The following is a 25,490-nucleotide window of genomic DNA, read 5'->3' as shown; positions in this document are numbered from 1 at the left end:
GCGACCGGGTTCCGGCCGTCGTACCACCCGACGCTCGTCAGGAGCCGACCGGGAGCACGTTGGGCACGATCATGGGCCGACGGCGGTAGGTCTCGGCCACCCAGCGGCCGACCACCCGGCGCACCGCCTGCGCGATCCGGTGGGTGTCGGTGATGCCCTCCGCCTCGGTGCGGGCCAGCTCCATCTCCACCAGCGGCACCACGTCGTCCAGCGCCTTCGGGTCGTCGGAGAAGCCGCGCCCGGAGATCGTCGGCGAGGACACCGCGCGGCCCGTCGCGGCCTCCACCGCGACCGTGATCGAGATGAACCCGCCTTCGCCCAGCACCAGCCGGTCGGACAGCGTCGACTCCCCCACGTCGCCGACGGACAGCCCGTCGACGTAGACGTGGCCGACCTCCACGCGCCCGGCGATGCTGGCGATCCCGTCCAGCAGGTCGACGACGACGCCGTCCTCGGCGATCACCACGCGGTCCGCGGGCACCCCGGTCAGCCGCGCGAGCTCGGCGTTCGCGCGCAGGTGCCGCCACTCGCCGTGCACCGGCATGACGTTGCTCGGGCGCACCGCGTTGTAGAGGTACAGCAGCTCGCCGGCCGAGGCGTGCCCGGACACGTGCACCTTCGCGTGCCCCTGGTGCACCACCTGCGCCCCCAGCCGCACCAGGCCGTTGACCACGCCGAACACCGCGGTCTCGTTGCCGGGGATCAGCGAGCTGGCCAGCACCACCGTGTCCCCGGCGCGGATGCGGATCTGCTTGTGCTCGCCGCGCGCCATCCGGGACAGCGCGGACAGCGGCTCGCCCTGCGAGCCCGTCGACACGAACGCCACCTCGTGCTCGGGCATCTCCAAGGCCTCGTCGAGGTCGACCAGCAGCCCGTCGGGCACCTGCAGCATGCCCAGCTCCGCCGCGATGCCCATGTTGCGCACCATCGACCGCCCGACGAAGCACACCTTGCGGCCGTGCGCCTCGGCGACCTCCAGGACCTGCTGCACCCGGTGCACGTGGCTGGCGAAGCAGGCCACGATCACCCGCTGCGTCGCCTTGCCGATCACCCGGTCCAGCACCGGCCCGATCTCGCGCTCCGGGGTGACGAACCCGGGCACCTCGGCGTTGGTGGAGTCGACCAGGAACAGGTCCACGCCCTCGTCACCGAGCCGGGAGAACCCGGCCAGGTCGGTCAGCCGACCGTCCAGCGGCAGCTGGTCCAGCTTGATGTCACCGGTGTGCAGCGCGACCCCGGCCGGGGTGCGGATGGCGACCGCCAGCGCGTCCGGGATGGAGTGGTTGACCGCGAAGAACTCCAGGTCGAACACGCCGTGCTGGCTGCGCTGCCCCTCGGCGACCTCGATGAGCTGCGGGTTCAGCCGGTGCTCGCGGCACTTCGCCGCCAGCAGCGCGAGGGTGAACTTCGACCCCACCACCGGCAGGTCCGGTCGCAGGCGCAGCAGGAACGGCACCGCGCCGATGTGGTCCTCGTGACCGTGCGTGAGCACCAGCGCCTCGATGTCGTCGAGGCGGTCCTCGATCGCGCCGAAGTCCGGCAGGATCAGGTCCACACCCGGTGCGTCGTCCTCGGGGAACAGCACGCCGCAGTCGACGACCAGCAGCCGACCGTCGTACTCGAAGACGGTCATGTTCCGGCCGACCTCGCCGATGCCGCCGAGCGCAACGACGCGCAGCCCACCCTCGGCCAACGGGGGCGGTGGAGCCGACGAGATCGGCGTCACCGGGTGGTGCTCGGTGGCTGTCGCCTTTGCGCTCAACGCTGTGTCACCTCTGTGCGGCGTCTGGGTTGACCAATACCAGGCCAGCATCCCACAGGTCGCTGGTGATCAATCGAACCTGCTCCTCGGTGGCCGCCGGCAGCGGCAACCGCGGCTGCCCCGTCTCGTACCCGCACAGCCGCAGCGCGGTCTTGGAGAAGATGACACCACCGACGAAGTTCATCGACCGGTACACCGGCAGCAGACCGTTGTGGATCTCCCTCGCTCCGGCGACGTCCCCGGACTCGTAGGCGTCCAGCATGGACCGCAGCCGGTCGCCCACCACGTGACCGATCACGCTGACGAAGCCGACCGCGCCGACCGACAGCCACGGCAGGTTTAGTGGGTCCTCGCCCGAGTAGTACGCGAGGTCGGTGGAGGCCATGACCTCGCTGCCCGCCAGCAGGTCGTGCTTGGAGTCCTTGACCGCCTTGATCCGCGGGTGCTCGGCGAGCCGCTTGAGGGTGTCGACCTGGATGGGCACGACCGAGCGCGGCGGGATGTCGTAGAGCATCACCGGCAGCTCGGTGGCGTCGGCGACGGTCCAGAAGTGCTGGAACAGGCCTTCCTGCGGCGGCCGCGAGTAGTACGGCGTGACCACCAGCAGGCCGTGGGCGCCGGCCCGCTCCGCGGCCCGGGCGAGCTCGACGGAGTGCTCGGTGTTGTTGGTGCCCGCACCGGCCACGACGGTCGCCCGGTCACCCACCGCCTCGACCACGGCGCGCAGCAGCTGCTCCTTCTCGTGGTCGGTGGTCGTCGGGCTCTCGCCGGTGGTGCCGTTGACGACCAGCCCGTCGTTCCCGACGCTGTCCACCAGGTAGGTGGCCAGTTCCTGGGCGAGCGTGAGGTCGAGCTTCCCGTCCTCGTCGAACGGAGTGACCATCGCGGTCAGGACGCGGCCGAACGGTCGGCCCGGAATCGCAGTGGGGCAGGTGGTCATACCCTGACGCTACCTGGTGACGTCCCAGCTCAGAGCCCCCGGACCGAGGTCACCGAGCGCGCCGGAAACCCCGCACCCGAGCCCGTCGGCGACCGTGCATCTTCCGGTCCGGCAGGCTCGACGCTGCGGAGTTTCCGGGCTGCGGCGTCAGAACGTGCGGCGCAGGTCCTCGACGGCGAGCACGTCGGCGTCGTTGCCGTCGAACGTGACCTTCGCGGCACGTCGGCTGAACGCGTGCAGGACCAGCTCGCTGGGCTCACCGTTGATGCGGACCGTGCGCGGGCCGCTCTTCGCTGCGATCTCGGTGCCGTCCGGCCGCCGCAGCACCACGCCGACCGGGCTGCGGCCGTAGAACACGCGCGCGACCCGGCTCAGGGACTTCCACAGCGCCTCTTCCCGCGTCGGGTCGGACGGCCGCGGCTGCCAGTTCGGCTGGGCGCGCCGGACGTCCTCGTGGTGCACGTAGAACTCGGCGGCGTTGACCGCCTCGTCCACGCCCGAGAGCCCCATCGGGTTCCACTTCGGCGGACCCTGCCGCACCTGGTCCACCAGCTCGGTCCATGGCAGGGCGCGCAGCTCGTCCTCGATCCGCGCGCTCCGCTGGGCGAGCGACTTCAGCAGCTTGCCCGCGAGCGCGTCCGGGCGGCGTTCGCGCACCACCAGGTGCACCGCGAGGTCCTTGGTCGTCCACCCCTCGCACAGCGTCGGCGCGTCCGGACCGAGCTGTTCGAACAGATCGCACAACTGCTGGCGTTCATCGCTGGCCACACCCATGGGCCCACCTTAGTGCGCGGCGGCCGGTCTGGTGATCACGACTCGCCCCGGCATGTCGGGCGCGGGCCTCATCCGGTGACCGAGGTCTGCAGCTCGTCGCCGTTGGCGCTGTGCACGACGCAGTAGACGGTCTGGGGGTCTTCCGCGTCCGGTGAGCCCTCGGCCCCCTCCGCCCAGGCCCGCTCGGACGGGACCAGCGTGACCAGGCGCAGCGCCGCGTGCTTGCCGGGGACGATCACCTCGTCCGAGTCGAAGTGGAGCGAGCAGTAGCTCTCGGCGTAGCGGGCCAGCGCGTCCCGCCCCGGGTAGGTCACCTCGTCGCTGGCGCGGAACGGGCTGGTCTTCGCCACCACCTCGAAGTCGTGCGGCTTCGAGCACGACACGCCCTCGGTGAGCCGGGCACCGGCCGCGACCGCGCCGTGACCGCACCGGTCCCCGTCGAGCGCGAACTGCTCGATGTCGCCGCCCGAGCCGAAGGCCAGCGTCGGCCCCAGGGCGGCCGGAGCGCCGTCGGCCAGCACGAACCGCCCGACCAGCAGGCCGACGACGAACAGCACCAGCGCGGTGGCGCTGAGGCCGACCAGCCACGGTCGCAGCCCGCGCCCCGCCTGCGGGGAGGACGCGACGCGGGTGCCCACCGGCGTGGTCCGCTCGGGGGCGGCGCCGACGGGGGCGCTGTCCAGCAGCGCGCGGACCTGCCGAGCCGTGAACCGCGCGCGGGGGTCGCTGATCAGCAGACCGGTGATCACCGACCCGACGACGCCGTGCGGGCGGCTGAGCTGCGGGGGCTCGCCCAGCACCGCGTTCAGGGTGGCGGCCGTGGTCGGGCGCTCGAAGGGCATCCAGCCCTCGACGGCGAAGAACAGCGTCGCGCCCAGTGACCACAGGTCGCTGGCCGGGGTGGCGTCGGAGCCCTGCAGGCGTTCCGGTGCCATGAACGACGGCGAGCCGACGATCGCGCCGCTGCTGGTCAGCCGCGGGTCGTCCAGGGCCTGCGCGATGCCGAAGTCGGTCAGCTTGACGCGGCCGTCGGCGACCATGATGTTGCTCGGCTTGACGTCGCGGTGCACGATCCCGGCCGCGTGCGCGCTCTCCAGCGCGGAGAGCACCTGGCGGGCCAGCTCCGCGGCCTGCTCCGGGCTCAGCGGGCCGTGCTGGGCGACGTGCTGCTGCAGCGTCACCGCCTGCACCAGCTCCATCACGATGTAGGTGGTGCCGGACTCGGCGAGCACGTCGTGCACGGTGACCACGGCGGGGTCGTTGAGCCGTCCGGCCGTGCGCGCCTCGCGGAGGACGCGCGCCTCGTAGACCTCCCGCTCGGCCGGCGGCACGCCGTCGGGCAGGTGCAGTTCCTTGATCGCGACCTCGCGGCCGATCACCTGGTCCCAGGCCCGCCAGACGACGCCCATGCCACCGCGGCCGAGCTCCTGGAGCACCTGGTACCGACCGCCGATCAGCCTGGTCTGCGTCCCCGGCCCGACCTGCTCCACCACGGTGACGTCCCTCCACCCCTGCTCCCGCGCGACCACGAAGCGCGACGACCCGACCTCGCCGTTCATCCAATCAGATGAAGACGACGCTCACCGAGACTTCGCCGGACCGTCTTGGGTCCCGCCCCGGCCGGAGGTGGGTGGTCTCGCGGGTCAGCCCTCGGTGACGTACGGGCTGGAGGCGACCTCGGTGCCGTCCTGCAGCGCGGTGATCTCGAAGTCGCTGAACACGTTCGGCGCCGCGTCCTGCAGCTGCCGCAGGCACTCCACCGCCAGGGCGCGGATCTCGACGTCGGCGTGCTCGGAGGCGCGCATCGCGATGAAGTGCCGCCAGGCGCGGAAGTTGCCGGTGACCACGATGCGGGTCTCGGTGGCGTTCGGCAGCACCGAGCGGGCGGCCTGCCGCGCCTGCTTGCGGCGCAGCGTCGCCTTCGGTTCGTCGGCGAACTTCTGCTCCAGCGCGGTCAGCAGCTCGTGGTAGGCCTTCGCGCTGGCCTCGGTGGCCCGGACGAACACCTCGTGCAGCTCGGGGTCGTCGGCGATGGCGTCGGGCTCCACCACCGCGGCGTCGCGCTCCGGCACGTAGCGCTGGGACAGCTGCGAGTAGGAGAAGTGCCGGTGGCGGATCAGCTCGTGGGTCAGCGAGCGCGAGATGCCGGAGAAGTAGAACGACACCGTGCCGTGCTCGAGCACGGACAGGTGGCCGACCTCCAGGATGTGCCGCAGGTAGCCGGCGTTGGTGGCGGTCGCGGGGTTCGGCTTGTGCCAGGACTGGTAGCACGCCCGGCCGGCGAACTCGGCCAGCGCCTCACCCCCGTCGGCGTCGGTGGACCAGTCCACGTCCTCCGGCGGGAAGAACTCGGTCTTGGCGATCAGCTGCACCTTCGGCCGCACGATCTCGGTCACCGCGGACGGACCCCTTCCTCACTGCGCTCGGCCACCGCGCTCCCCGGCGCCGCCACCGAGCCTAACCGGCGGACCCGTCACGACCCCTGATGACACCATCGAGGCATTGTGTGACGCCATGCACGATGTCACCATGGCGTCATGGATCTGAACCCGTACATCGACCAGCTTCGCCAAGACCTGAGCTCTGCGGCGTCCGCCGGCGACGACCAGACCCGGCAAACCGCAGCGGTGCTGTCCGCCGCGATCGAACCGGCGGCCCGCCTGGCCATCATGAACGCCCTGTCCGACCTGGCAGCGGAGGTGACGACCCAGCTCGACGGCCCGGTCGTCGACATCCGGCTGGACGGCCGCGACGTCCGCGTGGTGGTCAGCGACACCACCTCGACATCACCGGCGGAAGAGGAAGCGGAGGAACCACCACCTCCCCCACCGAGCGGGGAGAGCGGCGACATCAGCCGCATCACGCTCCGCTTGCTCGAAGAGATCAAGACGCAGGCCGAGCAGGCCGCGGCGAGCCAAGGCGTGTCCCTGAACACCTGGGTCGCCCAGGCCGTGCAGGGTGCGCTGCACGGCGGACGTCCGCGCGGGCCGTGGGACCACTCACGGCACGGGCGCGGCGGCCGGCAGTGGGGACCGCCCGGCGGTGGCGGCCCGCGCGGCCGGTGGCGCGGTGAGCCCGGCTCCCGCATCCGAGGGTGGGTCCAGGGCTGAGGAGGCGCACGATGACGAACCACGACCCCCTGGAACCGGACGAACCTCGCCGTCCCGAGGACGGCGAAACCGTGGACGAGCGGTCGACCGCCGAGGAGCAGGTGTCGGAACTGGTGCGCAGCCAGGACTTCGACACCTCTGGACCGATCAGCATCGACATCGCCAACAGCCTCGGCCCGGTCACCGTCGAGCTGGCCGACACCGCGGTCACCCACGTCGAGGTCCGGCACGACCCGGCGGCGTCGGGCCCGGACTGGCGCAGCGGGATCGCCGGGCTGCTCACCTGGGTCAGCGAGCAGTTCAGCGAGGCCGGGATCCGCACCGGGAGCGACTTCCTCGGCCCGCGGGAGCCGGTCGCCGAAGCCGTCCGCCGGACGCGGATCGACCTGGCCGGGAACCGGCTCGCCATCCGGACCCCGGCCGCCTCGCCGCTGCGCAACGTCCCGCTGGCGGTGACGGTGCGCGCTCCGCGGGAGTCCGAGGTCGGGGTGCACACCAGCTCCGGCGAGGTCCGCGTGTCCGGCCCAGCGGGACGGGTCAACGTCCAGGCCGGTTCTGGCACCACGTCGGTCGAGCAGGCCTCGGACCGGGCCACCGTCCGCTCGGGGTCGGGTCAGCTCCGCCTCGGCACGATGGCCGGCGGTGTGCACGCCCGCAGCGGCAGCGGTGACGTCGAGATCAGCTCGCTCGGGGCACCGTCGTCGGTGGCGACCGGCAGCGGGAACGTGTGGCTCGGCACGGTGTCCGCCGACGTGCTGGCCCGCTCCGGCAGCGGTGACTTGACCATCGCGGACGCGACCGCGGGCCAGGTCGAGCTGATCACCGGCTCCGGCGAGCTGCAGGTCTCGATCCACCGCGGCACCGCCGCGGAGGTGGACCTCACCTCCTCCACCGGCAGCGCGAGCAGTGACCTGGTGGTGTCCGAGGAAGCCCCAGCCGAGGAGCCGAAGCTGCGGATCTTCGGCCGGACGGGAACGGGAGATGCCGTGTTGACCTCCGCGACCTGACAGACGAGGACGGCCACGGGGCTGGTGGCTCGCGTGCGAGCCGCCAGATCCCACGCACCCGGGACGGTGCCCCGTGGGATGTCCGCTTGCGCGCCACAGGCGGCGCGAGGCCGGGCACCGCCGTCGCTGGAGCATGACAGACGACCGACCTCGGGACGCGGGTGGCTGAGGTCAACCGGTGTGACAGCGTGGTGCCGTAGCGATCGGGTGTTGGCGGCCGCCGACAGCCGGGCAGCCTCGTCCCGCTCTGGGCCGGTCGTCCGCGCACCGGGCCGCTCCTGCAGGTCACAGGGTCGCGGTGGTGGCACACCGACACCGCACACTCGGCGCGGTGCCGGCGGGTCGCGCCCGATCTCGGCCATCGAGGAACACGTCGTCGTCCGCGAGCGAGGTGTCGCCGCGCGCGGAACCGGCTGTGGTCGACCTGAGGCGGTGGCTGTAGGCCTCGATCTCGGGGGACGTCCGGGCACGAGCGGGGAGGTACCGCCGCAGGTCGAACACGGCTGCCCGAGCGCGGGAAGCGCCGCTCGGCACGCGGCTCGTGTCCGCCCCGCGCAGCCACGGAACTCGCGGCGGGCAGCTCGCGGCTCAGCGGACGACGGCGCGGAGCGGTGCGGCGAGGTTTCCGCGGTCGCCGACGACGACGTCGTCGAGTCCGAGCCAGGACGCCATGTCGCGCAGCGCGCCCGCCAGCTCCGGGACCACCTCGCCGAGATCGCGTCCCGGTTCGAGGAACGCACCGGGCACGCGCAGCACACCCGCGGCCCGGTCGGCCTTCAGGTCCACCCGGGCGACCAGTTCACCGTTGAGCAGGAAGGGGAAGACGTAGTAGCCGTACTGCCGCTTGGGTTCCGGCACGTAGATCTCGATGCGGTAGTGGTAGTCGAACAGCCGCTGGGCACGGGAGCGTTCCCAGATCAACGGGTCGAACGGGCACAGCAACGCCCGACCGACGACCTTGCGCGGGATGCGCGCGCCGGCGTGTCGGTACGCGGGTTGCCTCCAGCCGTGCACGGAGACCGGTTCGAGCACGCCCTGCTCGACCAGTTCGGCCACCGCCCGCTGCGACTGCGCCGGGGAGAGCCGGTAGTAGTCCCGCAGATCGGGCTCGGTCGCCACACCGAGCGCCTGCGCGGACCGCTCGACCAGCGCCCGGACCGCGTCGTCGTCCTCGGGCTCGTGACCGAGCACGTGCGCCGGCAGCACGCGTTCCGGCAGGTCGTAGAGGCGCTCGAAACCACGTCGGGTGCCGGTGGTCAGCTCCCCCATCGCGAACAGCAGCTCGCACACCCTCTTGGTGTCGGAGCGGTTCCACCACGGGCCGCGGCCCTGGCGCTCACCACCGCCGAGCTCGCGCTCCAGCGCGCCGGCGCTGATCGGCCCCAGGTCCTTGACCGCGGCCAGCACGTCGTTGACGAGCGAGGGTGAGCGTTCCAGGAGTTCACGGCTGCGCCGACGCCACGCGCCGCCGTGGTCCCGCATGCGCCACCGCAGCAGAGGCCAGTCCTCGATCGGGATGAGCGACGCCTCGTGCGCCCAGTACTCGACCAGGAGCCGGGGCTGCCGCGCGCGGTGCGACCAGGCCGCCGCGTCCACCAGCGCGGGGTCGTAGCGACCGAGGCGGCTGAACAACGGCATGTAGTGGGCCCGGACCGCGACGTTGACCGAGTCCAGCTGCAGCAGCTTGGTCCGGGACAGCACCCGCACGAGGTGCCGCCTGGTCACCTCACCGCGCGGCGCGGGGTCGGTGAACCCCTGGGCGGCCAGGGCGGCTCGACGGGCGGTGTCGCGGCTCATGGTCTGCACCCGTCCGATGGTGCCAGCGCGGGCTGACAACCGGGCACCGACCGGATCCGCCCGGTACCCGTGCGTGCACGCGTCGACGTGAGGACGGCCGGTACCCACCATGCGATCGCGCGTGCGCACGCTCCCCTGCCACCGCGTGACACCACTGCCGCACCACGTCCGGCGGCTCAGCGCATGCCAGTTCGCCCCCCCCGACGATTCCGCGACGCAGCCCCGGCTCCGGGGCGGTGATCGCACCGCCCCGCGCTGCGGGGCGGGCCCTGAGGAGGTTCCGCGCCACGCCCGCGTGCACGCGTCGACATGAAGACCACCGCACCCACCGTTCGCTCGATGCCCGCGTGTGCCCGGTCCACCGGCTGCGGCGGACGACCGCCGCCGCACCGTCGACGACTCCTCGCGCGCCGGTCCGGCACCGCTGCCCGGCGATCCCGCAGCGCAGCACCCACCCCAGCCCCGTGGTCGAACCACCACGCAGCGCCACCGCGTGAACCTCTAGATTGGCCGCATGGCTGATGCCGAAGTGCGGGAAGCGGTGCCGTCCGACGCCGCGGAGATCGCGCGCATCCAGTTGACGACCTGGCGCACCGCCTACACCGAGCTGCTGCCCGCGGACGTGCTGGAGGGGTTGGACAGCGCCGCCGCCGAGCAGGAGTGGCGGGAGGCGCTGCGCGACGGACCGGCGACCGTGCTGGTGGCCACCGAAGGGTCCTGGGTGGTGGGGTTCTGCGCCGCGGGCCCGGCACCGGAGCAGGAGGTCGCCGCGGCCAACGGTTCCGTCCCGCCGGACGCCGCCGAGGTGGTGCTGGTCAGCGCGCTGCTCGTGGAACCGCGCTGGGGGCGACGGGGACACGGCGGGCGCCTGCTGGGTGCGATGGCGGAGCGGCTGACCGCGACCGGCGCCACCCGGGGCATCGCGTGGGTGCCGGAGGCCGACACCGCATCGATGACCTTTTTCCGCAGTGTGGGGTGGGCTCCGGACGGTACGGTACGCACGCTGGACGCCGGCGGGCGCCCGTTGCGGGAGCTGCGGCTGTCCGGCCCGCTGGAGCTGCAGTTCACGTGACCACCTCCTGCGCAGGCGGCCCGGAGCTGTTGTTCCTCCGTCAGCTGGTCTGATCGCACTGGGGGCGCACGTGCTGACCGTCATCGGGCTGCTGTCGACCACCTTCGGGGTGTCGGTGGCGTCCGCCGTGCTGCCGTTGATCAGCGTCGAACTGTTCGCGATCGGCTTGGTGCTCACGGGCCCGGAGATCCCGTGGTGGCTGCTGGCCCTGGTGATCGCGACCGGCCAGATCGGCGGCAAGCTGCTGCACTACTCCGCAGCGCGCGGCGTGATCCGGTTGCCGCGGTTGTGCCAGCGCAAGAGCGAGGAACGCACCGGGCGGTGGCGGCAGTGGCTGGAGCGGTTCCGCGCGAACTGCCGGCAGCGGCCCGTCTGGACCGGGGCGGTGCTGCTGGTGAGCGCTGTCGCGAGCCTGCCGCCGTTCGCGGCGGTCGCGGTGGTCGCGGGCTGGGCGGAGGTCCCGTTGTCCACGTTCGTGGTCACCGGGTTCATCGGGCGCTTCGTCCGGTTCGGCGCGCTGGCGATCGCCCCGGGAGCGATCATCGGCTGGCTGTGACCCGCGCTCCTCGACGGGCGGGTCGCTCCCCTGGCCAGCGTCCCCCGCGCGGAACGGGAACAACGGCCCCAGCCGCTGCGAGGGCCCCACGGCAGCCGACCGGGAGGACCGGGCCCGGCGACGTCCGCGGTCGAGCGGTCGCCCCGAGAACCTGCCCGCGGCGGCACCGCCGGGCCCGGTGACCGGGGTCAGAGCAGTCCCAGCCTCTTCGGCACGTTGGCGACGGATTCGAGCAGTCCGAAGACCGGCACGCCCAGCGGCGCGAAGGTGTACTTGTTGTGCAGGTCGCTGGTGTCCGGCTCGCCGACGATGGCGACGCCGTCCTGGCGCGGCGCGTCGGCGAGCGCGGCCGGTCCGGCGCCGAGCACCGCGACGCCGGCGAGCGCCGCGGCGGCGACGGCGCGGTAGGTGTTCCGCTTGGTCATGGCAGTTCCTCCTCGTGCTTCTTCCAGCGGGCGGTGAACCCCGCACGGGCCTCCGGCCGTCCGCTGTGGACGACAGCGCGGGCGGTCAGGGGTTCAGGATGTCGAAGATCGGCGCCAGCAGCTCAGTCGGCAGCTGCACCGTCGGCTCGAGCAGCGGCCCCAGGTCGACTCCGGGGAGCAGCCAGATCGGCTCGGCGGTGGCGACCCCGCCGGTGAACAGGCAGGCCGTGATCACGGCGGCCCAGACCGCGGCGAGGCGGCGGATGGTCGTGGACATCAGTTCCTCCTTCCAGGCCGGACTCCGAGAGGTGCCGGCCACGTCCGATCAGCCGTCGCCGGGCCCGAGCGGGCCGGAGACGGCGACGATGGTCCCGTTCGGGATCCAGGTGCCGGTGCTGCGGTGCTGGTGACCGGTCATCTGCATGACGTTGACCTGCGCGGACGCGTAGAGGGAGACCGCGCCGACGACGTGCTCGCCGCGAGCGGCGAGCCAGTTCTGGAACCCGGCCGTCGACGGCGGCTCTCCGCCGAAGCGCGCGGCCAGGGTCATGCCGTAGGCCAGGGAGCGCTGCTCGCGCGGGTCGAACCGGAGCGGGAGCGTGGCACCGGCGACCTCGTTGACCACCGGGCCGTGCAGCAGCCACGGCGCCAGGTGCACGCCGTAGAGGTAGGTCGTGCCGCGGTTGGCCTCGGCGAGCGCCTCGGCCGCGCGCGACCAGCCGGACACCACGACGAGCGCACCGTCCCGGTCCTCGCGGACCGCGACGCCGTGCCGCTGGGCCTCGGCGGTCACCAGCTCGGTGGCGGCGCGTCCGCGCGGCGAGTCGTCGCCGACCACCGTGATCGACGGCACCGGGAGCCGGGCGAGGTAGCCGACGAGCTGCCGCAGCGCACCACCGTCCTCACGGGACAGTGCCGCGGACGGGCAGCGGTCGAGCACCGCCGGCGATCCGGCGAGGAGCCCACCCAGCGCGGCGCTGGCGCACTCGGTGCCGTCCGCTCCCGTGGCGTCCGGCAGTGCGGGCAGCTCCCCCACGTCGAGCTCGACCGACGACTCCTCGGTGCCGCGGCGCACGACGAGGTCGCTGCGCCCCGCGGGCAGGTCGACCTCCGCCCACGTCCCGGTGGCCCCCGGCCGGGGCACGGCTCGAACGGGCCCGGCAGCGGTCTCCACCACCAGGCCCAGCCCCGCGCTCTCCGGGAAGTGCACCAGGTTCCGGCCCGGCCGGTGCGGGCTGACCAGCACCGGCGTGCCCGCAGCGGAGGCCAGGCGCGGCACCCCCGGCACGGGCAGGTCGGCGGGTTGCGGGAGGCCCGGCAGCGCCGTCCACGCCACGACCGCCACCAGGACCCCCACCGCGCCGACGCGGTAGCGCCGACGCACGTCGCGGAGCACGACGGTGAGCACCAGCACCGCGAGCGCCGCGACGACGAGGACGAGCAGCGTCACCCCGCGCGCGGTGCCCACCAGCCTGCGGTCGAGCAGGCCGGAGAGCAGCAGCTGCGCCACCCCGGCCCCCGCCAGCGCGACCGCGGCGGTGAGCGCCACCGGTCCGGGTCGCAGCCCGCTGCCGGACCGCCACTGCCCCGCGGCGAGGCCGAACCAGACGACCGCGACCGCGGCGAAGACCGTGTCCAGCAGGAACCCGAACGAGGAGTGCCCCAGCGCGGCTTCGGCGATGAGCAGCAGGGCGAGCGCGAAGCCCAGGTAGGTGGCGACCGCGCGCCAGCGCAGCGTGAGCGGCACCGCGATCGCGAGGACCGCGTGCGCGACGGCGAAGACGACGTCGACGTCGAGGACCGCGGCGGAGCCGACGCTGGTCGCGGCAGCGAGCGCGGCGGCCGACCAGGCCAGGCGCGGTGCCACGGCGACCACCGGCCGCAACAGGCCGACACCGGCCACCAGCGCGGTGCTGGTCAGCAGCAGGACTCGCAGCACCAGACCCAGGATGTCCACTTCGGACGCTGCGATGTGGGAGTGCACGCGCACCACCGCCCTCTCGGTTGTCCAGGTGGTGCGCCGGTGGCACCGGGCGTGCGGGGACGGTGCCACCGGCGCGGGACCAGCCCGCCGCGCGACCGTCCCGGTCGCGCGGCGGGTCCGCGGTCAGCCCTTGAGGTCCTCGTCGGCGACCACGAACAGTTCGGAGTGCGGTTTGGCGTTGCCGAACTCGCCGTGCGGCCACTTCTTCCGGTTGAAGTTCACGCCGACCTCACCGGTGACCTCGTCGCGGAAGTCCTCGTCCACCGCGACCTTCCCGTCCGGCCCGAGGCGCACGATGTTGACCTTGTGGTCACCGTCCAGACCGGACCGAGCGACGAAGTAGTTCGACACCGCCAGGCGCTGCGGCTGCTGGGTCTCCTCGTAGAGCCCGTCCTCGCCGAGCACGAAGTTGTCGTAGGCGCCCCAGTGCGGTCCGGCACCGGGCACCCCCGGGTTGATCGGCGTCGCCCCGGCCAGGGTCGGGCAGTCCGCCTCGTCCCCGCCGTGCTCGGCCTCCTCGAGGGTGTCGATCGAGCACTGGACGTCGGTGCCCGCCTCGACCAGCTTCGAGATGTCCAGCACGTAGACGCCGCCGGTGGTGCCGGGGTCGTCGGGACCGAAGGTGCCGGGCTGGCGACCCTGGATCGCCCGGTACAGGAACCGGTCGTCCGGGCTGGTCTGGATCCAGGCGCCGTTGGAGCTCCCGCCGTTGCGGTCGTTGGCCGGGTCGAACGCGGCGGCTGCGGCGCCGTCGTCGAACACCTGCCGCCACTGCGGTTCCTCGGCGGTGATGTCCGGCGTGTAGTACACCGCACCGCCCTGCATGGTCTGCGCGAACGCGCCCTTGTGGCCGGGCAGGTTGGTGACCGTCGTCTCCATGACCCCGCGGCTCTCCTGGTGCAGCGGGTCGGCGGGGTCGGAGCGCGGGCCGTCCGGCAGGTAGGACACCGACTTCAGCTTCGGGTGGTTGCGGTCGGAGATGTCCCAGGTCCGCACGGTCGGCCGCCGCAGGTACGGCGACGGGGCCTTCACCGGGTCGAGGATGATGTTGCGCGGCTCCACGTAGTCCGAGGTGACCAGGGTGTCGAGGTCCTCGCGGGCCTGGATGCCGTGCGGGTTGGCGCAGGTCGGCTGGCCGAGCCGCGGCAGGTTGTCGCACAGCTTCTCGTTGTCCCCGCCGGGCGTCGCGGCCGGGGACTGCGAGAGCACCCTGGCGTTCTGGTCGAACCGCACCACTTCGCCCGGGCTGCCGGCGAAGCCGTTCCCGACGTGCACCGAGCCGTCGTCGTAGCGGTACGGGCCGGGCACGACCGGGCCGCCCATGTAGGTCCCGTAGGCGGTGCCGTCCTTGAGCACCCAGTACGCGTCGGGCACCGATCCGCCGAGCGTCTGCGTCGGCAGGCTGATGCCCTTGAGCTTCACCTCGGGCAGTGCGCTGACGTCGAAGGCGTAGGTCGCGGCGAGGAACAGCGCACCCGCGTAGACCGTGTCGCCCTTGTGCCACACGTACTGCATGTGGTGCGGCTCGTTCTCCACGAGCGGCCCGACGGTGATGGTGTTGACGACCTCCCCGTACCCGGGGGACCCCGGGGTCGCGTCGATGACGGCGAGGAAGTCCGGGCCGGGCAGCGAGTCCACGACGCCACTGAGGCCGTCCTCGATCGTCCCGGGCAGGTCGCGGACCTTCGGCACGAGGGTGTCGGCGATGTTCTCGTCACCGGCCCACACCAGCAGCCATTCCTTGCGCTTGCCGTCGGACTGGGACTTGCGCAGCGCGCTCTTCACCAGGTGGTTGGTGATGGTGTAGTCCTTGCCGTCGGCGCCCCGGATCGACTGGGTGGACACTTCGACGTCGGCGTAGGCGTCCTCGACGGGGAGCGTGACCGCGCCCACGGCCAGCATCGCGGCTCCCAGCGCGGTGAACAGTCTTCGGTACCTGCGTTTCATCACTGCTCCGAAATCGGTGTGAGCGCCCGGTTCTGGGCGTGCCGGAACAGCCGTGCGGACGGACGGCCGCACGGCGGGAGGTGGGTGTGAACTGCTGCCGAGCTCCCGAGGGGGTGGGTTCGCCCTCACGTCCCGCAGGGGGACGCGCTGCTCGGTTGCGCTACCGGAGCGTCACGGCAGCCGGTGAGCGCGGTGGATCGCAGTGGTGACGGTGATCAACGCGCGCGACAGAGCGCGCTGGACTGCTGCACGAGATCGACGTGCAGCCGAGCGACGAGCGTGTCGAACCTCGACATGGCTCGAATGATCGGCAGGCCCCCACGGGCTGTCAACGGCCGACCACTGGGTGAGATCATGCCTGCCAGTCGGCGACGGGATCGCCCCGCTCGTCGACCATCACCCGGGAAGCGGTCGTGGAGGCAACACTCACCGCACCCGCGAAACCTGGCGGCAACGTTCGCCACGCGCACGTCGGCCGCACGAGACCGGGCGTCTCCGTGATCTCGCGAACCGCGGGAACCCGAGCGGTGGCGCGACGCCTGGCGGACGCGAGCCGGTCGTGAGTGCCCAAGCCGCCCCCAACCGGCCCACGCACTCACGACACGGCGCCACCACACCCCGCGCCCACCGCACCGGGGTCACATCACGGGGTCGTGCCACCCCAGCCCGATCCCGGCACCGCCACCCTCGTGAGTGCCCAAGCCGCCCCCAACCGGCCCACGCACTCACGACACGGCGCCACCACACCCCGCGCCCACCGCACCGGGGTCAGGTCGCGGGGTCGTGGCGCTCCAGCTCGATCGCGCGGCGCATGGCCTTGCGGCCGCGGTTGCGGTCGCCGGCCAGGTCGTAGGCCTGGGCCAGGGCGAACCAGCGGCGCCAGTTCTCCGGGTCGGCTTCGAGCTCGGCCTGCTTCTCGTCGAACCACGCGTCCGCGGCGTCCCGCTCCACGCGGCCGGACGGCCGCAGCGGCAGGTGCGAGACGTCCGGGAGCGCTCCCTCGTCGTCCAGCCGCCGGGCCAGGCGCTCGGTGCTCGCGCCGAAGCGCAGCTGGTCCACCACGAGCACCGCGCCGAGCACCGGCAGCACGAAGATCGCCACGCCCAGCACGATGAACACCGGCTGGCCGCTGAGGACCATGGTGAGGGCGCGGTCGCCCATGAGCACCAGGTAGACCAGCAGCACGGCCGCCACCACGAACGCCGTGGTCCGCGGGGTGAGCAACCGGCGCTGCTTCGACTCGGCCAACTCAGATCCCCAGCAGCGCGTCGAGCCCGACGGTCAGGCCGGGGCGGTTGCCGACCTCGCGGACCGACAGCAGCACGCCCGGCATGAACGAGCGGCGGTCGTAGGAGTCGTGCCGGATCGTCAGCGTCTCGCCCTCGGTGCCGAACAGCACCTCCTGGTGCGCCACGAGCCCGGTCATCCGCACCGAGTGCACCCGCACCCCGTCGACGTCCGCGCCGCGCGCGCCGTCCAGCTCCTTCGTGGTGGCGTCCGGCACCTCGCCGAGACCGGCGTCGGCGCGCGCCTGGGCGACCACCTGCGCGGTGCGCGCAGCCGTCCCGGACGGGGCGTCGGCCTTCTTCGGGTGGTGCAGCTCGACGATCTCGACGGACTCGAAGAACTTCGCGGCCAGCTCGGCGAACCGCATCGACAGCACCGCGCCGATGGCGAAGTTCGGTGCGACCAGCACCCCGACCTCGGGGTGGTCGGCCAGCCAGGTGCGGATCTGGTCCTGCTCCGCCGCACCGACGCCGCTGGTGCCCACGACGACGTGGATGCCGTTCTCGACGCAGAACTTGACGTTGTCCAGCACCGCGTCCGGGTGGGTGAGGTCGACGGCGACCTGCGCGCCGGCCGAGACCAGACCGGACAGGTCGTCCTCGCGGTTGATCTGGGCGACCAGCTCGGTGTCGGCGGCCTCGCCGACGGCGCGCACCGCCTCGGAACCCATCCGCCCGCGGGCGCCCAGCACACCGACCTTGATGCTCACGTGACGACTACCTCCCACCCCGGCACACAGACACCCCGAGTCTAGGCACCGCCCTGCTCCGACCGGACACCCCGCCACCCGACGTCACACCACGCCGGGTGGCGCTCCGACCACGGTGGACGCGATTCGCGTGGGAGTTGGACCTGCGACCTCCACGGGGGTCGCACACCTCCGGAGGTGACGACCTCACGGGGATGGGCGACCGCCCCACGGGATCGCGTCACCCCGGGGGCAGCGGGGTCACACTCCCTCGGGGAGGTCGTCGACGGTGTCGTAGGGGCCGACGACGGCCGTGGTGAGGGGCCGCCGGAGCAGGTCCGCCGCCAGCTCGGCCACGTCCTCGACGGTGACCGCGTCGATCCGCTCCAGGGTCTGCTCCACCGTGAAGTGCCGGCCGTAGTTGAGCTCGGTCTTGCCGATGCGGCTCATCCGGGCGGCGCTGTCCTCCAGGCCGAGCACCAGACCACCGCGCAGCTGACCGCGGCCGCGCTCGACCTCCTCCTCGGTCAGGCCCTCCGCGGCGACGTCCGCGAGCACGTCCCGGACCACGGTCGCGACCTCGCCGAGCCGGTCGGGCGCGCAGCCCGCGTAGACCGAGAAGGTGCCGGTGTCGGAGTACGCCGTGGTCGAGGAGTAGACCGAGTAGGCCAGCCCGCGCCGCTCGCGCACCTCCTGGAACAGCCGTGAGCTCATGCCACCGCCGAGCGCGGCGTTGAGCACCCCGAGCGCGAAGCGGCGCTCGTCGTAGCGGTCGAAGCTGCGGCAGCCCAGCATGACGTGGGCCTGCTCGGTGTCGTCCGGCTGCAGCACCATGCGCTGCTGCCGCGGCAGCCGGGCGCGTCCGGTGCGCGGCGGCGCGGGCCGCTCGTCACCGGTGAGGCGGTCGCGGAGGGCCTTGCGGACCAGCCGCAGCACCTGCCCGTGCTCGACGTTGCCCGCGGCGGCGACCACCATCTTCGGCATCGCGTAGCGGCTGCGGTAGAAGCCGTGCACGCGGGCCCGCGTCATGGCGGTGATCGACTCCTCGGTGCCGAGCACCGAGCGGCCGAGCGGGTGGTCGCCGAGCACCGCCGAGTTGAACAGCTCGTGCAGCAGGTCTTCGGGGTCGTCGTCGCGCATCGCGATCTCCTCGAGCACCACGCTGCGCTCGACGTCCACATCGGAGCTGGCGTTCACCGCGTCGAAGACCACGTCGCAGAGCATGTCCACGGCCAGCGGCAGGTCGCGGTCCAGCACGTGCGCGTAGTAGCAGGTGTGCTCCTTGGCGGTGAAGGCGTTGAGCTCGCCGCCGACACCGTCGATCTCCTGCGCGATGTCCACCGCGGTGCGCTTCGCGGTGCCCTTGAACAGCAGGTGCTCGAGGTAGTGCGCGGCGCCGGCCTGCGACCTGGTCTCGTCGCGCGAACCCACGCCGACCCAGATGCCGACCGAGGCCGACCGCACGCCGGGCACCGGTTCGGTCAGCACCCGCAGACCGCCCGGCAGCACGGTGCGCCGGACGGCGACGTCCCCGCTGCGCCCGAGGACCCGGGTGGTCCCGGGCCGTTGCAGGTGACCACCGACTGTTCGCTTCTGCTGCTTCATGTCCTCACGCGTGTGTCCGAGTGGAACGGTGGGCAGGGCCCTGCCCACGAAGGTACGGCCCGCCCCGGACGTGCCGGGACGGGCCGCTGCGTCGCTCAGTCGCAGATCACTGCTCCGACGTCTGCGCCTCCGGCTTGGCCGAGGACTTCTCGTCCTCGTCGTCGACCAGCACCAGGCTGATCTTGCCGCGGCTGTCGATGTCGGCGATCTCCACGCGCAGCTTGTCGCCGACGTTCACCACGTCCTCGACCTTGCCGATGCGCTTGCCGTTGCCGAGCTTGGAGATGTGCACCAGGCCGTCCTTGCCCGGCAGCAGCGAGACGAACGCGCCGAACGCCGCGGTCTTGACCACGGTGCCCAGGAAGCGCTCGCCGACCTTCGGCAGCTGCGGGTTGGCGATGGCGTTGATCTTGTCGATCGCGGCCTCGGCGGACGGGCCGTCGGCGGCACCGACGTAGATGGTGCCGTCGTCCTCGATGGTGATCTCCGCGCCGGTCTCCTCGGTGATCGAGTTGATCATCTTGCCCTTCGGGCCGATGACCTCGCCGATCTTGTCGACCGGGATGCTGATGGAGGTCACGCGCGGGGCGTGCGGGCTCATCTCGTCCGGCTTGCCGATCGCCTCGGCCATCACGTCGAGGATCGTGAACCGGGCGTCGCGGGCCTGGCCGAGCGCCTGGGCCAGCACCTCGGACGGGATGCCGTCCAGCTTGGTGTCCAGCTGCAGGGCGGTCACGAACTCCCGGGTGCCGGCGACCTTGAAGTCCATGTCGCCGAAGGCGTCCTCGGCGCCGAGGATGTCGGTCAGCGCCACGTAGTGGGTCTTGCCGTCGATCTCGTCGGAGACCAGGCCCATCGCGATGCCGGCCACCGGCGCCTTCAGCGGCACACCCGCGTTGAGCAGGGACAGCGTCGAGGCGCAGACCGAGCCCATCGAGGTCGAGCCGTTGGAGCCCAGCGCCTCGGAGACCTGCCGGATGGCGTACGGGAACTCCTCGCGCGACGGCAGCACCGGCACCAGCGCGCGCTCGGCCAGCGCACCGTGGCCGATCTCGCGCCGCTTCGGGCTGCCGACCCGACCCGTCTCACCGGTCGAGTACGGCGGGAAGTTGTAGTGGTGCATGTACCGCTTCGTCGTCTCCGGCGACAACGAGTCGATGGTCTGCTCCAGGCGCAGCATGTTCAGCGTGGACACACCCAGGATCTGGGTCTCGCCGCGCTCGAACAGCGCCGAGCCGTGCGCCCGAGGGACCACACCGACCTCGGCGGACAGGCTGCGGATGTCGGTCAGGCCGCGGCCGTCGATGCGCACCTGGTCGCGGATGATCCGCTGCCGCACCAGCTTCTTGGTCAGCGAGCGGAACGCGGCGCCGAGCTCCTTCTCCCGGCCCTCGAACGGCTCGCCCTCGCCGATGCCGACCTTCTCCAGCAGCGACGCCTTGATCTCGTCGAGGCGGTTCTCGCGCTCCTGCTTGCCGGCGATCTTCAGCGCCTCGGCCAGCTCGGTCGAGACCGCCTGCTCGACGGCGGTGTAGGCGTCCTCGGCGTAGGCGGGGAACACCGGGAACTCCTGGGCGGCCTTGCCGGCCGCCTGCGCGAGCTGCTGCTGCGCGTGGCACAGGGTCCGGATGAACGGCTTGGCGGCCTCGAGGCCCTCGGCCACGACCTCCTCGGTCGGCGCCTGCGCGCCCTCGGCCACCAGCTTGACGGTGTTCTCGGTGGCCTCGGCCTCGACCATCATGATCGCCACGTCGTCGCCGACGATGCGGCCCGCCACGACCATGTCGAACACGGCGCGCTCCAGCTGGTCGTGGGTGGGGAAGGCCACCCACTGGCCGTCGATCAGCGCCATCCGGGTGCCGCCGATCGGGCCGGAGAACGGCAGACCGGAGGCCTGCGTGGACGCCGACGCGGCGTTGATCGCCAGCACGTCGTAGAGGTCACCCGGCGCCAGGCTCATCACGGTGACGACGACCTGGACCTCGTTGCGCAGGCCGTCCACGAAGGACGGGCGCAGCGGCCGGTCGATCAGCCGGCAGGTCAGGATCGCGTCGGTGGACGGCCGGCCCTCGCGCCGGAAGAACGAGCCGGGGATGCGGCCCGCCGCGTACATCCGCTCTTCGACGTCGACCGTCAGCGGGAAGAAGTCGAAGTGCTCCTTGGGCTGCTTGGAGGCCGTGGTGGCGGACAGCACCATGGTCTCGTCGTCGAGGTAGGCGACGACGCTGCCGGCGGCCTGCTTGGCCAGCCGTCCGGTCTCGAACCGGACGGTGCGGGTGCCGAAGGCGCCGTTGTCCAGCACGGCGGTCGCTTCGTACACACCCTCGTCGATCTGGGGTTCGGTCAAGATGACTCCTCATCCTCACGAGGCCCACGGCAGGTGCATCCGGGTCGTGGTCCGACGAGGCCGGCCATCGATCGAAGCCCCCGGGAACGTCTGTGTCGACGACTTGCCCGGCAGCCACTACCGAGGACCGGCGGACGCTAGCCCGGTGCGTGCCACCGTGAGCGCTCTTCACTTGCTCGGGCGCCGGAACGCCCGTCCATGCACCGAGGGGAGCGGCCCGACGGCCACTCCCCTCGGCGTTGGTCAACGGCGCAGGCCGAGTCGCTTGATGAGCGACCGGTAGCGCTCGATGTCCACCTTCATCAGGTAGTTGAGCAGACGGCGGCGACGACCGACCATCAACAGCAGGCCACGCCGCGAGTGGTGGTCCTGCTTGTGGTACTTGAGGTGCTCGGTCAGCCCGATGATCCGCTTGGTCAGCAGGGCCACCTGGGCCTCCGGCGAACCGGTGTCGCCCTCCTTGAGGCCGTACTCGGCCAGGATCTGCTTCTTCTCCGCAGTGGACAACGCCACGAGTTGACTCTCCTTCGGTGTCCCGTGTCGGTTGCGCCCGACCTCCGTGGCCGGGGACGGGTCGAAGCCTCGACCGGGAGCGGCCACCACGGACTGCAGCCCTCCCACTGGGAGGATATCAGGGCGGACCGCTCCTACCGGGTCAGCCCGTGGACTCGCGCGTCACCCCGACGTGGTGGACCGCCCGGTAGGTCGGGCCGCCTTCGCCCAGGTCACTGCGCACCACGGCCAGCTCGCGGGCGTGCCACCAGGGACCGGAGTAGTCGGCGAGCAGCTCGCCCAGCCGCTCCCGGTCGGCCCGCCCGGCCACCCAGCGCGCGACGGTCAGGTGCGCCCGGTAGCCGTGTGGGTCGCCGCCGGCGGCGTGCACCATCGCGCGCAGCACCCGGTCGTCCTCCGGGGTGGCCGCCTCGACGCCGACCCACAGCACGCTGCGGAACGCCCCGCTGCCGGCCAGCCGCAGCCGCGGCGGCGCGGGGTCGGTGGCCCGCAGCCGGGCGACCCGGCGCTCCAGGCGCTCGGTGACGTGCTCCGGGTCGGCGTCGTCGCCGTGGAAGCACAGCGTGAGGTGCCAGCGCTCGGCCGGGCTGAACCGGAACTTCCGCAGCCCGGCGGCCGCCCGGGCCACCCCGTCCGGGTCCAGCCGGTCCACGGCGGCGGACAGGTGCCGCACCGCCTCCTCCGACGGCCACACCGCGGTGAACAAGCGCACCATCCACCCCCGAAGTCCCGAGGCACCCCGACCCGACGCGGATCGCCCGCTCCCATTCCAGCCGACGCCGCGGTCCCCAGCAGGCGGAACCCGGTCAGTCCGCGTTGGCGGCGCGGCGCAGCAGCCCGGCCAGCGCCGGGTAGCGGCCCTCCAGGATGGACGCCGCCGCCTCCAGCTCGGTGGCCCCGGCCACCTCGCGCAGCACCGGCCAGGCCGCTTCCTCGCCGTTGGCGGCGTGCTTGACCGGCAGGTTGTCCCGGCCCACCGACGGCTGCGACTGCCGGACGTCCTCCAGCGCCTGCCTGATCGCCTCGGAATCACCGGCCGCGACGCCCGGGATGAGCACCTTGCGCTCGAGCATCACCAGGCGGGCCAGCACCTGCGGGTTGCCGATCTTGGCGCGGCGGCCGCTCATGACCTGGCTGAGCATGGGCGCGCTGATGCCGAGCACGTCGGCGAGCTGCGCCTGCGAGATGCGGAAGGCGACGACCAGGCGGCGCACCCGGTCCCCCAGCGGTTCTCCGTACCACTGCCGCTGCAGGGCCAGGTTCCGCTGGACGTTGCTGCTCTCCGCCACCTTCGCTCCCCCGTTCTTGGCGCCGACCCGATCACGTCCGGCCGCTCCGACTCTGGATACTGCCAGGTCATCGGCCAGACGTGAGCGCGAATCGGAAATGTGCCCGGGGTTGCGTGCACCGATCAGCGGCCTCGGCTGCTCTGTTCGGGGAGTCGACATGCCGGAGTTCACCCGTCCGCCAGCACGCGGCGGGTCTCGGCGACGTCGTGGCGCATCTGCTCGACCAGCGCGTCGACGGTGTCGTAGCGCTCCATCGCCCGCAGCCGGCGCACGAAGTCCAGGTCGACGTGCTCGCCGTAGAAGTCGGCGTCGACGTCGAGGACGTAGGCCTCGACGGTGCGCTCGGTGCCGGAGAAGGTCGGGTTGCTGCCCACCGAGACCGCCGCGGGCAGGGTGGGCCCGGGCTCGCCCGAACCCCGGTGGCGGTGCGTGAACCAGCAGGCGTAGACGCCGTCGGCCGGGATCGCCGCGTGCGGCGGGGTGGACAGGTTCGCGGTGGGGAAGCCGAGCTCCGTGCCGCCGCGGCCCGCCCCGCGCACCACGATGCCCTCCAGCCGGTGGTAGCGGCCCAGCGCGGACGCCGCGGCCACGACGTCACCGGCGTCGATGCACGACCGGATGTAGGTCGACGAGAACGTCACCGAGGTGCCCGACGGGTCGTCGGCGCGCTCGACCGGGCCGGACAGCAGGGCGTCGGAGGAGACCTCGAAGCCGAACCGCTCCCCCAGCTTGGTCAGCAGGTCGATGTTGCCGGCCGCCTTGTGGCCGAAGGTGAAGTTCTCCCCCACCACGATCTCGGCCGCGTGCAGCTTCTCGACCAGGACCTCGTGCACGAACTCCTCGGCCGGGACGCGGGAGACCTCGCGGGTGAACGGCAGCACGCAGAACACGTCCACGCCGAGCTGCTCGACCAGCTCCGCCCGCCGCCGCAGCGTCGTCAGCTGTGCCGGGTGGCTGCCCGGCCGCACCACCTCCGAGGGGTGCGGGTCGAAGGTCATCAGCACGCAGGGCACCCCGCGGCGCCGCGCCTGGCGCACCGCGTGCGAGATCAGCTGCTGGTGCCCCCGGTGCACGCCGTCGAAGACACCGATGGTGACCACGCACCGGCCCCAGCCGCCGGGGAGCTGCTCCAAACCACGCCATCGCTGCACGACCACGAAGCCTACTGCGCGACCGCCCGAGCGCCGGAACACCGTCCTCCCCGGGTGGCGGGCGCGCAGCGGTGCCGCCGCGCGCCCGCGACCGGCGGTCAGCTGACGCCCGCGCCGAAGGCCGAGACGTCCACGGCCGAACCCGGGCACAGCGCCCCGAACACGTCCAGCTCGCCGGTGTTCACCGCGACCCGCACGGCGTCAGCCGGGGTGACGCACAGCACCGGGACCGTGCGCGGAACCCGGACGTTCCGGTCACCCCGCCGGGGTGATCACCAGCACCGGCTTGGCCGTGCGGCCCCGGTCGCGGACCAGCGCGACGGCCCGGCCGTCCGGGTCGAACATCCCGTAGGTGCCCTCGACACCGGCGGCGGGCACCGCCTGGCCGTGCGCGAGGGCGCGGGCGACGGCGGCGTCCACGTTGCGGCGCGGGAACGCCGTCTCCACCGCTTCGTCGATGCCCATCGACAGGCCCGGCTCGGCTTCCAGCTGCTCCAGGGTGCGCGCGGTGGCCAGCCCGAACGGGCCAACCCGGGTCCGGCGCAGTTCGCCGAGGTGACCGCCGACCCCGAGGCTCGCCCCCAGGTCGCGGGCCAGCGCCCGCACGTAGGTCCCGGACGAGCACTCGACCAGCACGTCCAGCTCGGTGGTGCGCTCGGTGCGGCGCAGGTCGAGCACGTCGAAGCGGGAGACGGTGACCGGCCGGGCCGCCAGCTCGACCTGCTCCCCGCTGCGCGCGAGGTCGTAGGCGCGGCGCCCGTTGACCTTCACCGCGCTGACCGCGCTGGGCACCTGCTGGATCTCCCCGGTCAGCTCGGCGACCCCGGCGCGGATGGCCGCCTCGTCGGTGCCGGAGGCGTCCACCTCGGACACGACCTCGCCCTCGGCGTCGTCGGTGGTGGTGGTCGCGCCCAGCCGGATGGTGGCCAGGTAGGCCTTGGTGTCCAGGGCCAGGTGGCCGAGCAGCTTGGTGGCTCGCTCGAGGCCCAGCACCAGCACTCCGGTGGCCATCGGGTCCAGGGTCCCGGCGTGGCCGACCTTGCGGGTGCCCATGGTCCGCCGGACCCGCGAGACGACGTCGTGCGAGGTCATGCCCGCCGGTTTGTCGACCACGAGCAGGCCGGGCGGGACGGTGGTGCGTGCTTTTCGAGAGCGCTCGGACACGACGCACCATCATCCCCGATCTCCTCCGGCGGTCACCGCCTGGGTCGGCACCGTCGCTAGGGTGGGGCCGAA

General features: G+C 72.7%; 23 protein-coding genes. 4 read left to right on the top strand and 19 right to left on the bottom strand.

Annotation, left to right across the window (positions count from 1 at the left end; genetic code table 11):
- Nucleotides 1-37 precede the first annotated feature (37 nt).
- From HNR68_RS09675 to thyX, 5 genes are all read right to left on the bottom strand, one after another.
- Entirely contained in the window at nucleotides 38-1,762 is a 1,725-nt protein-coding gene (locus tag HNR68_RS09675; protein ID WP_179719674.1) for a ribonuclease J, read from the bottom strand.
- A 7-nt stretch (nucleotides 1,763-1,769) separates the two neighbouring features.
- Complete coding sequence (gene dapA, locus HNR68_RS09670) at nucleotides 1,770-2,702, bottom strand: 4-hydroxy-tetrahydrodipicolinate synthase (protein ID WP_179719672.1); 933 nt, start codon at nucleotides 2,700-2,702, stop codon at nucleotides 1,770-1,772.
- 147 nt (nucleotides 2,703-2,849) lie between these two features.
- On the bottom strand, nucleotides 2,850-3,476 hold the full coding sequence (locus tag HNR68_RS09665; protein WP_179719670.1) for a TIGR03085 family metal-binding protein: 627 nt from the start codon (nucleotides 3,474-3,476) through the stop codon (nucleotides 2,850-2,852).
- Nucleotides 3,477-3,544: 68 nt separating this feature from the next.
- Entirely contained in the window at nucleotides 3,545-5,035 is a 1,491-nt protein-coding gene (locus HNR68_RS09660) for a serine/threonine-protein kinase (RefSeq protein ID WP_218888244.1), read from the bottom strand.
- An 84-nt stretch (nucleotides 5,036-5,119) separates the two neighbouring features.
- Nucleotides 5,120-5,872, bottom strand: a complete 753-nt coding sequence (gene thyX, locus HNR68_RS09655) for an FAD-dependent thymidylate synthase (RefSeq protein WP_179719668.1) — start codon at nucleotides 5,870-5,872, stop codon at nucleotides 5,120-5,122.
- Nucleotides 5,873-6,013: 141 nt separating this feature from the next.
- On the opposite strand from thyX, the gene HNR68_RS09650 reads away from it, so the two are divergent.
- Together HNR68_RS09650 and HNR68_RS09645 are read left to right on the top strand one after the other, a co-directional pair.
- Nucleotides 6,014-6,586: a toxin-antitoxin system HicB family antitoxin gene (locus tag HNR68_RS09650; protein ID WP_179719666.1), complete on the top strand. Its 573-nt coding sequence runs from the start codon at nucleotides 6,014-6,016 to the stop codon at nucleotides 6,584-6,586.
- Nucleotides 6,587-6,597: 11 nt separating this feature from the next.
- Nucleotides 6,598-7,593 carry a DUF4097 family beta strand repeat-containing protein gene (locus tag HNR68_RS09645; protein WP_179719664.1) on the top strand — a complete coding sequence of 332 codons (996 nt, stop codon included), beginning with the start codon at nucleotides 6,598-6,600 and terminating at the stop codon, nucleotides 7,591-7,593.
- Between the two features lie 588 nt (nucleotides 7,594-8,181).
- Here HNR68_RS09645 and HNR68_RS09640 read toward each other — a convergent pair.
- Nucleotides 8,182-9,399: a winged helix-turn-helix domain-containing protein gene (locus tag HNR68_RS09640; RefSeq protein ID WP_343050033.1), complete on the bottom strand. Its 1,218-nt coding sequence runs from the start codon at nucleotides 9,397-9,399 to the stop codon at nucleotides 8,182-8,184.
- A gap of 505 nt (nucleotides 9,400-9,904) precedes the next feature.
- Between HNR68_RS09640 and HNR68_RS09635 the strand changes: the two genes are divergently transcribed.
- Both HNR68_RS09635 and HNR68_RS09630 read left to right on the top strand, forming a co-directional pair.
- Nucleotides 9,905-10,462: a GNAT family N-acetyltransferase gene (locus HNR68_RS09635; RefSeq protein ID WP_179719662.1), complete on the top strand. Its 558-nt coding sequence runs from the start codon at nucleotides 9,905-9,907 to the stop codon at nucleotides 10,460-10,462.
- 70 nt (nucleotides 10,463-10,532) lie between these two features.
- Nucleotides 10,533-11,018: a VTT domain-containing protein gene (locus HNR68_RS09630; protein ID WP_179719660.1), complete on the top strand. Its 486-nt coding sequence runs from the start codon at nucleotides 10,533-10,535 to the stop codon at nucleotides 11,016-11,018.
- A 188-nt stretch (nucleotides 11,019-11,206) separates the two neighbouring features.
- Here HNR68_RS09630 and HNR68_RS09625 read toward each other — a convergent pair whose 3' ends face one another.
- The 13 genes from HNR68_RS09625 to truB all read right to left on the bottom strand — a co-directional run bounded on the left by HNR68_RS09625 (nucleotide 11,207) and on the right by truB (nucleotide 25,418).
- On the bottom strand, nucleotides 11,207-11,443 hold the full coding sequence (locus tag HNR68_RS09625; protein WP_179719658.1) for a hypothetical protein: 237 nt from the start codon (nucleotides 11,441-11,443) through the stop codon (nucleotides 11,207-11,209).
- An 85-nt stretch (nucleotides 11,444-11,528) separates the two neighbouring features.
- Nucleotides 11,529-11,720 carry a hypothetical protein gene (locus tag HNR68_RS09620; RefSeq protein ID WP_179716367.1) on the bottom strand — a complete coding sequence of 64 codons (192 nt, stop codon included), beginning with the start codon at nucleotides 11,718-11,720 and terminating at the stop codon, nucleotides 11,529-11,531.
- Between the two features lie 48 nt (nucleotides 11,721-11,768).
- A complete protein-coding gene (locus tag HNR68_RS09615) occupies nucleotides 11,769-13,382 on the bottom strand; it encodes a hypothetical protein (RefSeq protein WP_343050032.1) in 1,614 nt (537 codons plus the stop codon).
- 168 nt (nucleotides 13,383-13,550) lie between these two features.
- A complete protein-coding gene (locus HNR68_RS09610; protein WP_380573979.1) occupies nucleotides 13,551-15,374 on the bottom strand; it encodes a hypothetical protein in 1,824 nt (607 codons plus the stop codon).
- A 768-nt stretch (nucleotides 15,375-16,142) separates the two neighbouring features.
- Nucleotides 16,143-16,535 (bottom strand): tetratricopeptide repeat protein, encoded by a 393-nt coding sequence (locus HNR68_RS09605; protein WP_246330862.1) that lies wholly within the window; start codon nucleotides 16,533-16,535, stop codon nucleotides 16,143-16,145.
- 88 nt (nucleotides 16,536-16,623) lie between these two features.
- Nucleotides 16,624-17,370: a 4-hydroxy-tetrahydrodipicolinate reductase gene (dapB, locus tag HNR68_RS09600; protein WP_343050031.1), complete on the bottom strand. Its 747-nt coding sequence runs from the start codon at nucleotides 17,368-17,370 to the stop codon at nucleotides 16,624-16,626.
- Nucleotides 17,371-17,610: 240 nt separating this feature from the next.
- Nucleotides 17,611-18,954 carry a M16 family metallopeptidase gene (locus HNR68_RS09595; RefSeq protein WP_179719652.1) on the bottom strand — a complete coding sequence of 448 codons (1,344 nt, stop codon included), beginning with the start codon at nucleotides 18,952-18,954 and terminating at the stop codon, nucleotides 17,611-17,613.
- Between the two features lie 106 nt (nucleotides 18,955-19,060).
- Nucleotides 19,061-21,301: a polyribonucleotide nucleotidyltransferase gene (locus HNR68_RS09590; protein WP_179719650.1), complete on the bottom strand. Its 2,241-nt coding sequence runs from the start codon at nucleotides 21,299-21,301 to the stop codon at nucleotides 19,061-19,063.
- Nucleotides 21,302-21,544: 243 nt separating this feature from the next.
- Nucleotides 21,545-21,814 carry a 30S ribosomal protein S15 gene (rpsO, locus tag HNR68_RS09585; protein ID WP_179719648.1) on the bottom strand — a complete coding sequence of 90 codons (270 nt, stop codon included), beginning with the start codon at nucleotides 21,812-21,814 and terminating at the stop codon, nucleotides 21,545-21,547.
- A 142-nt stretch (nucleotides 21,815-21,956) separates the two neighbouring features.
- Complete coding sequence (gene thpR, locus HNR68_RS09580) at nucleotides 21,957-22,529, bottom strand: RNA 2',3'-cyclic phosphodiesterase (RefSeq protein WP_218888243.1); 573 nt, start codon at nucleotides 22,527-22,529, stop codon at nucleotides 21,957-21,959.
- Nucleotides 22,530-22,620: 91 nt separating this feature from the next.
- Nucleotides 22,621-23,103 (bottom strand): helix-turn-helix transcriptional regulator, encoded by a 483-nt coding sequence (locus HNR68_RS09575; RefSeq protein ID WP_179719646.1) that lies wholly within the window; start codon nucleotides 23,101-23,103, stop codon nucleotides 22,621-22,623.
- A 167-nt stretch (nucleotides 23,104-23,270) separates the two neighbouring features.
- The gene (locus tag HNR68_RS09570) at nucleotides 23,271-24,254 is read right to left on the bottom strand and encodes a bifunctional riboflavin kinase/FAD synthetase (protein WP_179719644.1); all 984 of its coding nucleotides are present in this window, start codon (nucleotides 24,252-24,254) and stop codon (nucleotides 23,271-23,273) included.
- 255 nt (nucleotides 24,255-24,509) lie between these two features.
- Nucleotides 24,510-25,418 carry a tRNA pseudouridine(55) synthase TruB gene (truB, locus tag HNR68_RS09565; RefSeq protein WP_179719642.1) on the bottom strand — a complete coding sequence of 303 codons (909 nt, stop codon included), beginning with the start codon at nucleotides 25,416-25,418 and terminating at the stop codon, nucleotides 24,510-24,512.
- Between the last annotated feature and the right edge of the window lie 72 nt (nucleotides 25,419-25,490).

The sequence above is a fragment of the Saccharopolyspora hordei genome (assembly GCF_013410345.1).
GTDB classification, from domain to species: domain Bacteria; phylum Actinomycetota; class Actinomycetes; order Mycobacteriales; family Pseudonocardiaceae; genus Saccharopolyspora; species Saccharopolyspora hordei.
The sequence above is the reverse complement of the archived record's forward strand: the minus strand, read 5'-3'. Positions and strand labels throughout refer to the sequence as shown.